Annotated in this window: 10 protein-coding genes; 5 read left to right on the forward strand and 5 right to left on the reverse strand. The window is 70.9% G+C overall.

Annotated features, from left to right (window positions below):
• Positions 1-478 precede the first annotated feature (478 nt).
• Both AB0924_RS05550 and AB0924_RS05555 read right to left on the reverse strand, forming a co-directional pair.
• Entirely contained in the window at positions 479-1,768 is a 1,290-nt protein-coding gene (locus tag AB0924_RS05550; RefSeq protein WP_358931609.1) for a citrate synthase, read from the reverse strand.
• 239 nt (positions 1,769-2,007) lie between these two features.
• On the reverse strand, positions 2,008-4,263 hold the full coding sequence (locus AB0924_RS05555) for an ATP-dependent RecD-like DNA helicase (protein WP_366910717.1): 2,256 nt from the start codon (positions 4,261-4,263) through the stop codon (positions 2,008-2,010).
• A 148-nt stretch (positions 4,264-4,411) separates the two neighbouring features.
• Here AB0924_RS05555 and AB0924_RS05560 point away from each other — a divergent pair, with 148 nt between their 5' ends.
• The 5 genes from AB0924_RS05560 to rbsD all read left to right on the forward strand — a co-directional run bounded on the left by AB0924_RS05560 (position 4,412) and on the right by rbsD (position 10,273).
• Positions 4,412-5,440 (forward strand): LacI family DNA-binding transcriptional regulator, encoded by a 1,029-nt coding sequence (locus AB0924_RS05560; RefSeq protein ID WP_358931613.1) that lies wholly within the window; start codon positions 4,412-4,414, stop codon positions 5,438-5,440.
• On the forward strand, positions 5,437-6,957 hold the full coding sequence (locus tag AB0924_RS05565; protein WP_366910718.1) for a sugar ABC transporter ATP-binding protein: 1,521 nt from the start codon (positions 5,437-5,439) through the stop codon (positions 6,955-6,957). Before AB0924_RS05560 ends, AB0924_RS05565 begins: the two co-directional genes overlap by 4 nt.
• The gene (locus AB0924_RS05570) at positions 6,947-8,896 is read left to right on the forward strand and encodes a substrate-binding domain-containing protein (protein WP_358931617.1); all 1,950 of its coding nucleotides are present in this window, start codon (positions 6,947-6,949) and stop codon (positions 8,894-8,896) included. Before AB0924_RS05565 ends, AB0924_RS05570 begins: the two co-directional genes overlap by 11 nt.
• Before the next feature lie 67 nt (positions 8,897-8,963).
• Complete coding sequence (locus AB0924_RS05575; protein WP_366910719.1) at positions 8,964-9,887, forward strand: ribokinase; 924 nt, start codon at positions 8,964-8,966, stop codon at positions 9,885-9,887.
• Complete coding sequence (rbsD, locus tag AB0924_RS05580; RefSeq protein ID WP_366910720.1) at positions 9,884-10,273, forward strand: D-ribose pyranase; 390 nt, start codon at positions 9,884-9,886, stop codon at positions 10,271-10,273. Before AB0924_RS05575 ends, rbsD begins: the two co-directional genes overlap by 4 nt.
• Positions 10,274-10,472: 199 nt before the next feature.
• On the opposite strand, the gene AB0924_RS05585 is transcribed toward rbsD, so the two are convergent.
• From AB0924_RS05585 to AB0924_RS05595, 3 genes are read right to left on the reverse strand one after another with little or no spacing between them, the layout of a single operon-like run.
• A complete protein-coding gene (locus AB0924_RS05585; protein ID WP_366910721.1) occupies positions 10,473-11,324 on the reverse strand; it encodes a sugar phosphate isomerase/epimerase family protein in 852 nt (283 codons plus the stop codon).
• A complete protein-coding gene (locus tag AB0924_RS05590; protein ID WP_366910722.1) occupies positions 11,321-12,472 on the reverse strand; it encodes a dihydrodipicolinate synthase family protein in 1,152 nt (383 codons plus the stop codon). The genes AB0924_RS05585 and AB0924_RS05590 overlap by 4 nt, the downstream gene beginning before the upstream one ends.
• Complete coding sequence (locus AB0924_RS05595; protein WP_366910724.1) at positions 12,469-13,620, reverse strand: Gfo/Idh/MocA family oxidoreductase; 1,152 nt, start codon at positions 13,618-13,620, stop codon at positions 12,469-12,471. Before AB0924_RS05595 ends, AB0924_RS05590 begins: the two co-directional genes overlap by 4 nt.
• Between the last annotated feature and the right edge of the window lie 174 nt (positions 13,621-13,794).

Genomic DNA, 13,794 nt, shown 5'->3' on the forward strand with positions numbered 1-13,794 from the left:
ACAAATGCAAGAGACGCAGATCACAGTGACGCGAACGTAACCATCGAAGGGGTTCGAAGGTCTAAGTTGGCGATGTCAGTCCAGCGTCTTGGGGGGCGCTGACCGACATCTGGGGATGTCTTGGGGGACTTCCTCAGAGATGCGTTGCCGGGGCACGTACACCGGGAAGCTTTGAGCGGCCCTCCCAGCGTGCGTTGTCCCGGCAGATCGCACCGCGTCACTGGAGCACGACGGGTTCTTCCCGTGGTGTTCAGACAGCGAATTCAGGCGCTGTCCTCTCCGAGCGCCCGGCCGGATCCCGTGGGGGGAATCCGCACCGGGACATGGGAAGGCGCCCTGGTCGTCGGCCCGTGGGGGGACCGGCGTCAGGGCGCCTTCCGCTTTCGCTCATCACCGTCGACTCAGGGCCCGCCCGTGACAGCAGGCCCTGTGCGGCGGGCGGGGCACCGGACCGGCGCCCCCCTCGACCGGCAGGTGCTCAGCGCGCCTCGACCGGCACGAAGTCGCGCTCCACCACGCCCGTGTAGATCTGGCGCGGGCGGCCGATGCGGGAGCCAGGCTCCTTGATCATCTCGTGCCACTGGGCGATCCAGCCCGGCAGACGGCCGAGGGCGAACAGGACCGTGAACATCTCGGTCGGGAAGCCCATGGCCCGGTAGATCAGACCGGTGTAGAAGTCGACGTTCGGGTAGAGGTTGCGCGAGACGAAGTAGTCGTCGGAGAGCGCGTGCTCCTCCAGCTTGAGCGCGATGTCCAGCAGTTCGTCGGACTTGCCGAGGGCGGACAGCACGTCGTGCGCGGCGGCCTTGATGATCTTCGCGCGCGGGTCGAAGGACTTGTAGACCCGGTGGCCGAAGCCCATCAGGCGGACGCCGTCCTCCTTGTTCTTCACCTTGCGGATGAAGGAGTCGACGTCGCCGCCGTTGGCCTGGATGCCCTCGAGCATCTCCAGGACGGACTGGTTGGCGCCGCCGTGCAGCGGGCCCCACAGGGCGTTGATGCCGGCCGAGATCGACGCGAACATGTTCGCCTGCGACGAGCCGACCAGGCGGACCGTGGACGTCGAGCAGTTCTGCTCGTGGTCCGCGTGCAGGATGAGCAGCTTGTCGAGCGCGGAGACGACGACCGGGTCGAGCTCGTACTCCTGCGCGGGGACCGAGAAGGTCATGCGGAGGAAGTTCTCGACGTAGCCGAGGTCGTTGCGCGGGTAGACGAACGGGTGACCGATCGACTTCTTGTACGCGTACGCCGCGATGGTCGGGAGCTTCGCGAGCAGGCGGATCGTGGAGAGGTTGCGCTGCTTCTCGTCGAACGGGTTGTGGCTGTCCTGGTAGAAGGTGGACAGCGCCGAGACGACCGAGGACAGCATGGCCATCGGGTGGGCGTCGCGCGGGAAGCCCTTGTAGAAGTTCTTGACGTCCTCGTGCAGCAGGGTGTGCCGCGTGATGTCGCCCTTGAACGTCGTCAGCTCGTCGACGGTCGGCAGCTCACCGTTGATCAGCAGGTAGGCCACCTCCAGGAAGGTGGAGCGCTCGGCCAGCTGCTCGATCGGGTAGCCGCGGTACCGGAGGATGCCCGCCTCACCGTCGAGGTAGGTGATGGCGGATTTATAGGCGGCCGTGTTGCCGTAACCGCTGTCCAGAGTCACCAGACCGGTCTGGGCGCGGAGCTTCCCGATGTCGAAGCCCTTGTCACCGACGGTGCTGTCGACCACCGGGTAGGTGTACTCGCCGTCGCCGTACCGCAGTACTACAGAGTTGTCGCTCACGTCTTCCCTCACCGACGTAGTGCCTCATCTTCGAGGTGCCCTGACTGTCTCTACCATCCCCCATTTGGCTCAGGAGAGTGCACTCGGGGTCGACCATTGGGCCCATCGGCGGCACTCAGTGCCGCCAACCTGCTCATCCTGCCCGCTTCGACCGGTCACCGGAAGTACTCTGTGACCTTCGTGACTCATTTGATCGATCATTTTTTATGACGCATGTCGGAGCCGCTGGTCAGAGGCGCTCAGGAACCGCGGAGCCGGAAGTCCAGAGCCGTACAGCGCCGGCCCGCCGACACCGTGCGCACCGCCTGTCCGATCGCTTTGCGTGAACCCACGAGTACCACCAGCCGTTTCGCCCGTGTCACCGCCGTGTACAGCAGGTTCCGCTGGAGCATCATCCACGCCCCGGTGGTGACGGGGATCACCACGGCGGGATACTCGCTGCCCTGCGACCGGTGGATGGTCACCGCGTACGCGTGGGCCAGTTCGTCCAGTTCGTCGAAGTCGTAGGGAACCTCCTCGTCCTCGTCGGTCAGCACCGTCAGACGCTGGTCGACCGGGTCGAGCGAGGTGACCACGCCCACGGTGCCGTTGAAGACACCGTTCTCCCCCTTCTCGTAATTGTTGCGGATCTGGGTGACCTTGTCGCCGACACGGAAGACCCGACCGCCGAACCGCTTCTCCGGCAGCTCGGGCCGGCCCGGTGTGATGGCCTGCTGGAGCAGCCCGTTGAGGGTGCCGGCGCCGGCCGGGCCCCGGTGCATCGGGGCGAGCACCTGCACGTCCCGGCGCGGGTCCAGGCCGAACCGGGCCGGGAGCCGGCGGGCGGCCACGTCCACGGTGAGCCGGCCGGCCTCCTCGGTGTCGTCCTCGACGAAGAGGAAGAAGTCCTTCAGCCCGTCGGTGAGCGGGTGCTGCCCGGCGTTGATGCGGTGCGCGTTGGTGACGACGCCGGACTGCTGGGCCTGCCGGAAGACCCGGGTCAGCCGCACCGCCGGCACCGGGCCGCCCTCGGCGAGCAGATCGCGCAGCACCTCCCCGGCACCGACGCTGGGCAACTGGTCGACGTCGCCGACGAAGAGCAGGTGGGCCCCCGGCGGCACGGCCTTGACCAGCTTGTTGGCGAGCAGCAGGTCCAGCATCGAGGCCTCGTCCACGACCACCAGATCGGCGTCCAGGGGGCGGTCCCGGTCGTAGGCCGCGTCGCCGCCGGGCTTGAGCTCCAGCAGCCGGTGGACCGTGGAGGCCTCGGCGCCGGTCAGCTCGGCCAGCCGCTTGGCGGCCCGCCCGGTGGGCGCGGCGAGCAGCACCTTGGCGCGCTTGGCGCGGGCCAGCTCCACGATCGAGCGGACGGTGAAGGACTTGCCGCAGCCGGGGCCGCCGGTGAGCACGGCCACCTTCTCGGTCAGCGCGAGCCGTACGGCGGCCTCCTGCTCGGGGGCGAGGTCGGCGCCGGTGCGGCCCCTGAGCCAGCCGAGCGCCTTGTCCCAGGCCACGTCCCGGAAGGCGGGCATGCGGTCCTCCGGGGTGCGCAGCAGCCGCAGCAGCTGGGCCGACAGGGAGAGTTCGGCGCGGTGGAAGGGCACCAGGTAGACGGCGTTCACGGGCTCCGCGTCGCCGTCCGGACCGGGCACCTTCTCCCGGACGACGCCCGGATCCTCGCCCTCCTCGGGCGGCCCGGCCAGTTCGGCGAGGCACTCGATGACCAGGCCGGTGTCGACCTGGAGCAGCTTCACCGCGTCCGCGATCAGCCGTTCCTCCGGCAGGAAGCAGTGGCCCTGGTCTGCGGACTGCGACAGGGCGTACTGCAAACCCGCCTTCACGCGCTCGGGGCTGTCGTGCGGGATGCCGACGGACCGGGCGATCCGGTCGGCGGTGAGGAAGCCGATGCCCCAGACGTCGGCGGCCAGCCGGTAGGGCTGGTTCTTCACGACCGAGATGGACGCGTCGCCGTACTTCTTGTAGATCCGTACGGCGATGGATGTCGAGACCTCGACGGTCTGGAGGAAGAGCATGACCTCCTTGATCGCCTTCTGTTCCTCCCAGGCGTCGGCGATCTTCTTCGTCCGCTTGGGGCCGAGGCCGGGGACCTCGATCAGCCGCTTCGGCTCCTCCTCGATGATCGCGAGGGTGTCCAGGCCGAAGTGCTGGGTGATGCGGTCGGCGAAGACCGGGCCGATGCCCTTGACCAGCCCGGATCCCAGGTAGCGGCGGATGCCCTGGACGGTGGCGGGCAGGACGGTCGTGAAGTTCTCGCAGACGAACTGCTTGCCGTACTGCGGGTGCGAGCCCCAGCGGCCCTCCATCCGGAGCGACTCCCCGACCTGGGCGCCGAGCAGCGCGCCGACCACCGTCAGGAGATCCCCGCCGCCCCGGCCGGTGTCGACGCGGGCGACGGTGTAGCCGTTCTCCTCGTTGGCGTAGGTGATCCGCTCCAGCACGCCTTCGAGCACGGCGAGCCGCCGCTCGCCCGTGGGGTTCCCCGCCTGTTGAGCCATGACCCGAAGGTACCGGCCGGGTCTGACATCACGATCCGGTCTCAGGAACCCGTCGAGGGGTTGATTTACGCCCGTGTAATCGATTCCAATCCTTCGTGCATGTCGATGTAATCGATTCCATGAGTTCCACAAGGAGGTGGAGCCCGCGATGGCGAGCATCAAGGACGTCGCCGCCGCGGCGGGCGTCTCGGTCGCCACGGTGTCGCGCGTCCTGAACGAGCACCCGTCGGTCAGCGCGGACGCACGCACACGCGTGCTGGCCGCCGTCGAGGCGCTGGGCTACCGCCCCAACGCCGTCGCCCGTTCCCTGCGCACCGATCAGACCCGCACCCTCGGCCTGGTCATCAGCGACGTCATGAACCCGTACTTCACCGAGCTGGCCCGCTCCGTCGAGGAGGAGGCCCGCGCGCTCGGCTACAGCGTGATCATCGGCAACGCCGACGAGCGGCCGGATCTCCAGGACCACCATGTGCGGACCCTGCTGGACCGCCGCATAGACGGCCTGCTGGTCTCCCCCACCGACGGCGGCTCCCCGCTGATGCTGGACGCCGCGCGCGCGGGGACGCCGATGGTCTTCGTCGACCGGTGGATCCCGGGTGTCGAGGTGCCCGTGGTGCGGGCCGACGGGCAGCGCGCGGTACGGGACCTCGTCGCGCACCTGTACCGGCTCGGCCACCGGCGGCTCGCGATCATCTCCGGGCCCGCGGCCACCACCACCGGAAGCGAGCGCGTCGAGGCCTTCCGGGCCGCCCTGGCCGAGTACGGTCTTGACCTGCCGGATGCCTACACCGGCCAGGGCGACTTCCAGGCCGAGAGCGGCCGGCGGGTCACCGAGGGCTTCCTCGACCTGCCGGAGCCGCCCGAGGCGGTCTTCGCCGCGGACAACCTGATGGCGCTCGGCGCCCTGGACGCGATCCGCGCGCGCGGGCTGCGCGTCCCGGACGACATCGCGCTCGCCGCGTTCGACGACATCCGCTGGTTCGTGCACACCGATCCGCCGGTCACCGCGATCGCCCAGCCCACGGGCGAGCTGGGCCGGGCCGCCGTACGGGCCCTGGTGGACCGCATCGAGGGACGGCCCGGCGAGTCCGTCACCCTCCCCGCCCGCCTTGTCGTGCGCCGCTCGTGCGGCGCGCCCCCCGCCGAGAACCCCGTGACGAACAGGAGCGAGTCGTGAGCGACCAGGACGAGTTGCTGCGCATCGAGGGCATCCGGAAGACCTTTCCCGGCGTGGTGGCGCTGGACGCTGTCGACTTCGACCTGCGCCGGGGCGAGGTCCATGTGCTGCTCGGTGAGAACGGCGCGGGCAAGAGCACGCTGATCAAGATGCTCTCCGGTGCCTACACGCCCGACGCCGGGCGGATCCTCGTCGGCGGCGAGGAGGTGCGCATCCACGGTGCGCAGGACTCCGAACGCCTCGGGATCGCCACCATCTACCAGGAGTTCAACCTCGTTCCCGACCTGACGGTCGCCGAGAACATCTTCCTCGGCCGGCAGCCGCGCCGGTTCGGGCTGATCGACCGGAACCGGATGGAGGCCGACGCCGAGGTCCTGCTGAAGCGGGTCGGCGTGAACGTGTCCCCCCGCGCGCGGGTGCGCGAACTCGGCATCGCGGGCCTGCAGATGGTCGAGATCGCCAAGGCGCTCAGCCTGGACGCGCGCGTGCTGATCATGGACGAGCCGACCGCCGTGCTCACCTCCGAGGAGGTCGACAAGCTCTTCCGCATCGTGCGCCAGTTGCGCGAGGACGGCGTCGGGATCGTCTTCATCACCCACCACCTTGAGGAGATCGCCGCCCTGGGCGACCGGGTCACCGTCATCCGGGACGGCAGGAGCGTCGGGCAGGTCCCGGCAGCCACACCGGAGGCCGAGCTCGTCCGGCTCATGGTGGGCCGCGCCATCGAGCAGCAGTACCCGCGCGAACGGGCCGGCCGGGGCGGCGCGCTGCTCAGCGTCGAGGGCCTGACCCGCGACGGTGTCTTCCACGACGTCAGCTTCGAGGTGCACGCCGGTGAGGTGGTCGGCATCGCCGGGCTGGTCGGCGCCGGCCGTACCGAGGTCGTCCGGGCGGTGTTCGGGGCGGACCGGTACGACAAGGGGGCCGTGAAGGTCGCCGGCACGGCGCTGAAGGGCCACGACGTCAACGCCGCCATGGGGGCCGGCGTAGGACTGATCCCGGAGGACCGCAAGGGCCAGGGCCTGGTGCTCGACCAGTCGGTCGAGGAGAACCTCGGCCTGGTGACCATGCGCGCCGCCACGCGCGCGGGGCTCGTAGACCTCAGGGGCCAGCGCGAGGCCGCCGCGAGGATCGCCGGGCAGCTCGGCGTGCGGATGGCCGGACTCGGCCAGCACGTGCGGACCCTGTCCGGCGGCAACCAGCAGAAGGTCGTCATCGGCAAGTGGCTGCTGGCGGACACCAAGGTGCTGATCCTCGACGAGCCGACGCGCGGCATCGACGTCGGCGCCAAGGTCGAGATCTACCAGCTCATCAACGAACTCACCGCGGCCGGCGCCGCCGTACTCATGATCTCCAGCGATCTGCCCGAGGTGCTCGGCATGAGCGACCGGGTGCTGGTGATGGCCCAGGGCCGGATCGCGGGCGAACTGTCCGCCGACGAGGCCACCCAGGACTCCGTGATGGCACTCGCCGTCAGCAACCCCACGACCGACAAGGAGGCCGCTCGTGGCCACTGACACGCTCAAGAGCACGACGGGCGCCGGTGGCGCCACGGCGGTACGCCGTCTGCTCCTGGAGAACGGCGCGCTGACCGCGCTGATCGTCCTCGTCATCGCCATGTCGACGCTGTCGGGCGACTTCCTGACCACCGACAACCTGCTCAACGTCGGCGTCCAGGCGGCCGTGACCGCCGTCCTCGCCTTCGGAGTCACCTTCGTCATCGTCTCGGCGGGCATCGACCTGTCGGTCGGCTCGGTGGCGGCCCTGTCGGCCACCGTCCTCGCCTGGACCGCCACGTCGCACGGCGTACCGGTCGTCGTGGCGGTACTGCTGGCCGTCGTGACCGGCATCGCCGCCGGACTCGTCAACGGCTTCCTCATCGCGTACGGCAAGCTCCCGCCGTTCATCGCGACGCTCGCCATGCTGTCGGTGGCCCGCGGTCTGTCACTGGTGATCTCCGGCGGCTCCCCGATCCCCTTCCCCGACTCCGTCTCGCACCTCGGTGACACGCTCGGCGGCTGGCTGCCGGTACCGGTCCTCGTGATGATCGTGATGGGCCTGATCGCCGCCCTCGTGCTCGGCCGGACCTACATCGGCCGCTCGATGTACGCGATCGGCGGCAACGAGGAGGCCGCGCGTCTGTCCGGCCTGCGGGTGAAGAAGCAGAAGCTCGCCATCTACGCCCTGTCCGGCGTGTTCGCCGCCGTCGCGGGTGTCGTGCTCGCCTCCCGGCTGTCCTCCGCGCAGCCCCAGGCCGCCGACGGCTACGAGCTGGACGCGATCGCCGCGGTCGTGATCGGCGGCGCCTCGCTCGCGGGCGGCACCGGCAAGGCGTCCGGCACGCTGATCGGCGCGCTGATCCTGGCGGTGCTGCGCAACGGCCTGAACCTGCTGAACGTCTCCGCCTTCTGGCAGCAGGTCGTCATCGGCGTCGTGATCGCGCTGGCCGTGCTCTTCGACACGCTGCGCCGCAAGGCGGGCGCGGCCCCGGCGGCGGCCGGTGCCTCTCCCGGCGGCAAGGGCAGGCAGGCCGGGACGTACGCGCTCGCGGCTGTCGTCACCGTGGCGATCGTCGGCGCGACCTCCTTCCTGCACAACGGCTCCTCCTCTTCCACGAACCCGAAGATGGGCCTGTCCCTGTCCACCCTCAACAACCCGTTCTTCGTGCAGATCCGGTCGGGTGCCCAGGCCGAGGCGAAGAAGCTGGGCGTGGACCTGACGGTGACGGACGCCCAGAACGACGCCTCGCAGCAGGCCAACCAGCTCCAGAACTTCACCAGCTCGCACCTCGGCGCGATCATCGTCAACCCGGTGGACTCGGACGCGGCCGGCAACTCCGTGAAGGCCGCCGGCAAGGCCGGGATCCCGGTCATCGCCGTCGACCGCGGGGTCAACAAGGCGACCGTGAACGCCCTGGTGGCCTCGGACAACGTGGCCGGCGGTGAACTGGCCGCGAAGACGGTCGCCGAGAAGCTCGGCGGCAAGGGGAAGATCGTCATCCTGCAGGGCCAGGCGGGCACCTCCGCCGCCCGTGAGCGGGCGGCGGGCTTCGCCAAGGGCCTGAAGTCCTACCCGGGCATCCAGGTCCTCGCCCAGCAGCCGGCCGACTTCGACCGCACCAAGGGGCTCGACGTGATGTCGAACCTGCTGCAGGCCCACCCCGACGTGCAGGGCGTCATCGCCGCCAACGACGAGATGGCCCTCGGCGCGATCAAGGCGCTGGGCGCCAAGGCCGGCCGGTCGGTCCAGGTGGTCGGCTTCGACGGCACCCCGGACGGACTGAAGGCGGTCGAGGGCGGCACCCTGTACGCGTCCGTGGCGCAGCAGCCCAGCCAGCTCGGCCGGATCGCGGTCGACAACGCGCTCAAGGCGGTCCAGGGCAAGAAGGTCGGGGCGGCCATCAAGGTGCCGGTGAAGGTGGTCACGAAGGAGAACGTGGCCGGGTTCACCGGCTGACATCGGCGAGCGGGCGGGTGGTCCTCGGGGCCGCCCGCCCCGGTCATCTCTCAGGGGAGTCAATTCCATGTACGACTACGACCTCCTGGTCGTGGGTTCGGCCAACGCCGACCTGGTGATCGGGGTCGAGCGGCGGCCGGCCGCCGGCGAGACGGTGCTGGGCGGCGACCTGGCCGTCCATCCGGGCGGCAAGGGCGGCAACCAGGCGGTCGCGGCCGCCCGGCTCGGCGCGCGCACCGCCCTGCTGGCCCGGGTCGGCGACGACGCGCACGGCCGGCTGCTGCTGGACGCGCAGCGGGCGGCCGGGGTGGACACGGCGGGCGTGCTGGTGGGCGGGGCGCCGACCGGTGTCGCGCTGATCACCGTCGATCCCTCCGGGGACAACAGCATCGTGGTGTCGCCCGGCGCCAACGCCCGGCTCACCCCGGCGGACATGCGGGAGGCCACCGGTCTGCTGCGCGCCTCGCGGGTGGTGTCGGCGCAGCTGGAGATCCCGCTGGAGACGGTCGTGGAGGTCGTACGGAACCTGGCGGGCGGCAGCCGGTTCGTGCTGAACCCGTCCCCGCCGCGCGCGCTGCCCGCGGAGGTGCTGACGGCCTGCGATCCGCTGATCGTCAACGAACACGAGGCCAGGGTGCTCCTCGGTGAGGACGGGGCGAGCGGTGAACCGGCGGACTGGGCATCCCTGCTGCTGGCCCGGGGCCCGCGCTCGGTGGTGGTGACGCTCGGCGCGGCCGGGGCGCTGGTGTGCGACTCCTCCGGTGTGGCCCGGGTGCCGTCGGTGCGGGTGGACGCGGTGGACACCACCGGCGCGGGCGACGCGTTCACGGCAGCCCTGGCCTGGAAGCTGGGGTCGGGCGCCGCGCTGCCGGCGGCGGCGGCCTACGCGGCCCTGGTGGGCGCGGCGGCGGTGACGCGGCGCGGCGCGCAGGAGTCGTATCCGACGGCGGCGGAGGCCGAGGCACTCGGTGAGCGGGGCGGTGACCGGTGAAGAGGGCGGGCATTCTCAATCGTCATCTGGCCGGTGCGCTGGCCGCGCTGGGGCACGGTGACGGGGTGCTGGTGTGCGACGCGGGCATGCCGATACCGGACGGACCGCGCGTGGTGGACCTCGCCTTCCGCGCGGGTGTGCCCTCGTTCGCGGAGGTCCTGGACGGGCTGCTGGCCGAGCTGGTGGTGGAGGGGGCCACGGCCGCCGAGGAGGTGCGGGACGCCAATCCGGCGGCTGGCGCGCTGCTGGACGGCCACTTCCCGGAGCTGGCGCTGGTGCCGCACGAGCGGCTGAAGGAGCTGTCGGCGGGGGCCCGGCTGGTGGTGCGCACGGGGGAGGCACGGCCGTACGCGAACGTGCTGCTGCGGTGCGGGGTCTTCTTCTAGACCCCGGCTTCCGGAGCCCCGGGCGGCGGCGCCCGGAGGTTTCGAGGGGGTGCGCCCGGTCCGTCGACCGGGCGCACCCCCTCGGCTTTCCCCTCCGTGCCGGAACCCCTTGATCCCCCCCGGGTCCCCTCCCCAGAAGTTCCGGACGACGGGTTCGACACGGGATGCGGAAGGAGGGTTGTACGGGATCCGGAATTTTTTACCGGATCACATGGGCGACGAACCGCTCCGCCGTCTCGGCCAGCACTTCGCGGCCGTCCCGGGCCCACAGTCCCTCGTTGAACAGTTCGACCTCGATGGGTCCGGTGTAGCCGGCCGCTTCCACGTACCCCTTCCACTCCCGCATGTCGATGGAGCCGTCGCCGATCTGCCCGCGGCCGTTGAGGACGCCCTCGGGAAGCGGAGTGGTCCAGTCTGCGAGCTGGAAGGTGTGGATACGGCCGCCCGCCCCCGCGCGGGCGATCTGCTCGGGCGCCCGGTCGTCCCACCACAGGTGGTAGGTGTCCACGGTCACGCCCACCTGGTGCGCGGGGAAGCGCTCGGCGAGGTCCAGGGCCTGGGCGAGGGTGGAGACCACGCAGCGGTCGGACGCGTACATGGGGTGCAGCGGTTCGATGGCGAGGCGCACGCCGTGCTCCTCGGCGTACGGCCCGAGTTCCGCGAGGGCGTCCGCGATGCGCTCGCGGGCCGCCCGCAGGTCCTTCGAGCCGGACGGCAGGCCGCCGGAGACGAGGACCAGGGTGTCCGTGCCGAGGGCGGCGGCCTCGTCGATCGCGCGGCGGTTGTCGGCCAGGGCCGCCGCGCGCTCCCCGGGCTCGGTCGCCGTGAGGAAGCCGCCCCGGCACAGGGTGGTGACCGTCAGACCCGCGTCCCGGACCAGCTTGGCGGCCGCCTCCACGCCGTACGACCGGACGGGTTCGCGCCACAGGCCAACGCACTGCACGCCCAACTGGACGCACGTGTGGACCAGTTCCGGGAGGGAGAGCTGCCTGACCGTCATCTGGTTGATGGAGAAGCGGGCGAGATCGGTGCGTGCGGGACCGGTGCTCATTGGTTCACCCCGTACAGCGACAGCAGGTTCCTCATGCGCTCCTCGGCCTGCTTCGGGTCGGGGAACAGGCCCAGGTCGTCGGCGAGTTCGTAGGCGCGGGCGAAGTGCGGCAGGGAGCGGGCGGACTGCAGGCCGCCCACCATCGTGAAGTGGCTCTGGTGGCCGGCCAGCCAGGCCAGGAACACGACTCCGGTCTTGTAGAAGCGGGTCGGGGCCTGGAAGAGGTGACGGGACAGCGCCACGGTCGGATCGAGCAGGGCGCGGAAGCCGGCCGTGTCGCCCGTGTCGAGGACCCGTACCGCCTCGGCGGCCAGCGGGCCGAGCGGGTCGAAGATGCCGAGCAGGGCGTGGCTGAAGCCCTGGTCGTCGCCCGCGATCAGCTCGGGGTAGTGGAAGTCGTCGCCGGTGTAGCAGCGGACGCCCCGCGGTAGCCGGCGGCGCAGCTCGACCTCGCGCCCGGCGTCGAGGAGGGAGACCTTGATGCCGTCGATCTTGTCGGGATGGGCGGCGATGACCTCCAGGAAGGTCTCGGTGGCCGCGTCCAGGTCGGACGAGCCCCAGTAGCCCTCCAGCGCCGGGTCGAACATCGGGCCGAGCCAGTGCAGGACCACCGGCTCGGAGGCCTGGCGCAGGAGGTGGCCGTAGATCGCCAGGTAGTCCTCCCGGCCGCGCGCGGCGGACGCGAGCGCCCTGGACGCCATCAGGATGGCCTGCGCGCCCGCCTCCTCGACGACCGCGAGCTGCTCCTCGTACGCGGCGCGGATGGCGGCGAGGGTGCCGCCGGTGATCTGGTCGGTGCCGACGCCGCAGGCGATACGGCCGCCCACCGACTTCGCCTCGGCGGCGGAGCGGCGGATCAGCTCGGCCGCGCCCGCCCAGTCCAGGCCCATGCCGCGCTGGGCGGTGTCCATCGCCTCGGCGACGCCGAGCCCGTGGGACCACAGGTGGCGGCGGAAGGCGAGGGTGGCGTCCCAGTCGACGGCGGCGGGCGAGTCGGGGGTGGTGTCGGCGAACGGGTCGGCCACGACGTGCGCCGCCGAGAAGACCGTACGGGAGGTGAAGGGGATGCCGGGGGTGACGGCGAGCGGTTCGGTCCTGGGCTCGTACGTCCGCAGGCCCCCGTCCGCGTCCGGGAGTCGGATGGTCACAGCGAGATCTCCGGGACCTCGATGCGGCGGCCCTCGGCCGAGGACCGCAGGCCCAGCTCGGCGAGCTGGACGCCACGGGCGCCGGCCAGCAGGTCCCAGTGGTACGGGGTGCCGGCGTGCACGTGCTTGAGGAACAGCTCCCACTGGGCCTTGAAGCCGTTGTCGAACTCCTGGTTGTCCGGGACCTCCTGCCACTGGTCGCGGAAGACCTCGGTGGCGGGGATGTCCGGGTTCCAGACCGGTTTGGGGGTGGCCGAGCGGTGCTGGACACGGCACCTGCGCAGGCCCGCGACCGCGGAGCCCTCGGTGCCGTCGACCTGGAACTCGACCAGTTCGTCGCGGTTGACGCGCACCGCCCAGGAGGAGTTGATCTGGGCGATCGCGCCGCCCTCGAGCTCGAAGACGCCGTAGGCGGCGTCGTCCGCGGTCGCGTCGTAGGGCTTGCCGTTCTCGTCCCAGCGCTGCGGGACATGGGTGGTGGCCAGCGCCTGGACGGAGGTCACCCGGCCGAACAGCTCGTGCAGGACGTACTCCCAGTGCGGGAACATGTCGACGACGATGCCGCCGCCGTCCTCGGCGCGGTAGTTCCAGGAGGGGCGCTGGGCCTCCTGCCAGTCGCCCTCGAATACCCAGTAGCCGAACTCGCCCCGGACGGACAGGATCCGGCCGAAGAAGTCGCCGTCGACGAGCCGCTTCAGCTTGAGCAGTCCGGGGAGGAAGATCTTGTCCTGGACGACGCCGTGCCTGACGCCCTTCTCCCGGGCCAGCCGAGCGAGTTCGAGGGCGCCGTCGAGTCCGGTGGCGGTGGGCTTCTCGGTGTAGACGTGCTTGCCCGCCGCGATCGCCTTCCGGATGGCGTCCTCGCGGGCGGAGGTGACCTGGGAGTCGAAGTAGATGTCGACGCCCGGGTCGGCGAGCACCGCGTCCAGGTCGGTGGAGACGTGCTCCAGGCCGTGCCGGTCGGCGATCTCCCTCAGGGCGTGCTCGCGGCGGCCGAGCAGGATCGGCTCGGGCCACAGCACGGTGCCGTCGCCGAGGTCGAGGCCGCCCTGCTCGCGCAGGGCGAGGATCGACCGGACGAGGTGCTGGCGGTAGCCCATGCGTCCGGTCACGCCGTTCATGGCGATACGCACCGTCTTGCGTGTCACGTGAGTCCCCTTCGTAACGCCAGGCAAGCCTTGATCTGCGGCGCCGGCGTCGTCATCATCAGCAAGTGCAGCAAGCGCTTTCTACGATGAGAAGCTAGCCTCTGCACAGGGCTCCGGACAAGACCGTGTCCTCTTCGAGTTGTTCGAGGGGGCGAACAAACAGCCTGGTTGGCC

The organism is Streptomyces sp. NPDC047869, assembly GCF_040704065.1.
Classification (GTDB): Bacteria; Actinomycetota; Actinomycetes; order Streptomycetales; family Streptomycetaceae; genus Streptomyces.

Bases quoted from the DNA above. Each gene is read 5' to 3' on its own strand.
- AB0924_RS05585 (WP_366910721.1), bottom strand. From the start codon at position 11,324: ATGAGCACCGGTCCCGCACGCACCGATCTCGCCCGCTTCTCCATCAAC.
- AB0924_RS05555 (WP_366910717.1), bottom strand. From the start codon at position 4,263: ATGGCTCAACAGGCGGGGAACCCCACGGGCGAGCGGCGGCTCGCCGTG.
- AB0924_RS05575 (WP_366910719.1), top strand. From the start codon at position 8,964: ATGTACGACTACGACCTCCTGGTCGTGGGTTCGGCCAACGCCGACCTG.
- AB0924_RS05560 (WP_358931613.1), top strand. From the start codon at position 4,412: ATGGCGAGCATCAAGGACGTCGCCGCCGCGGCGGGCGTCTCGGTCGCC.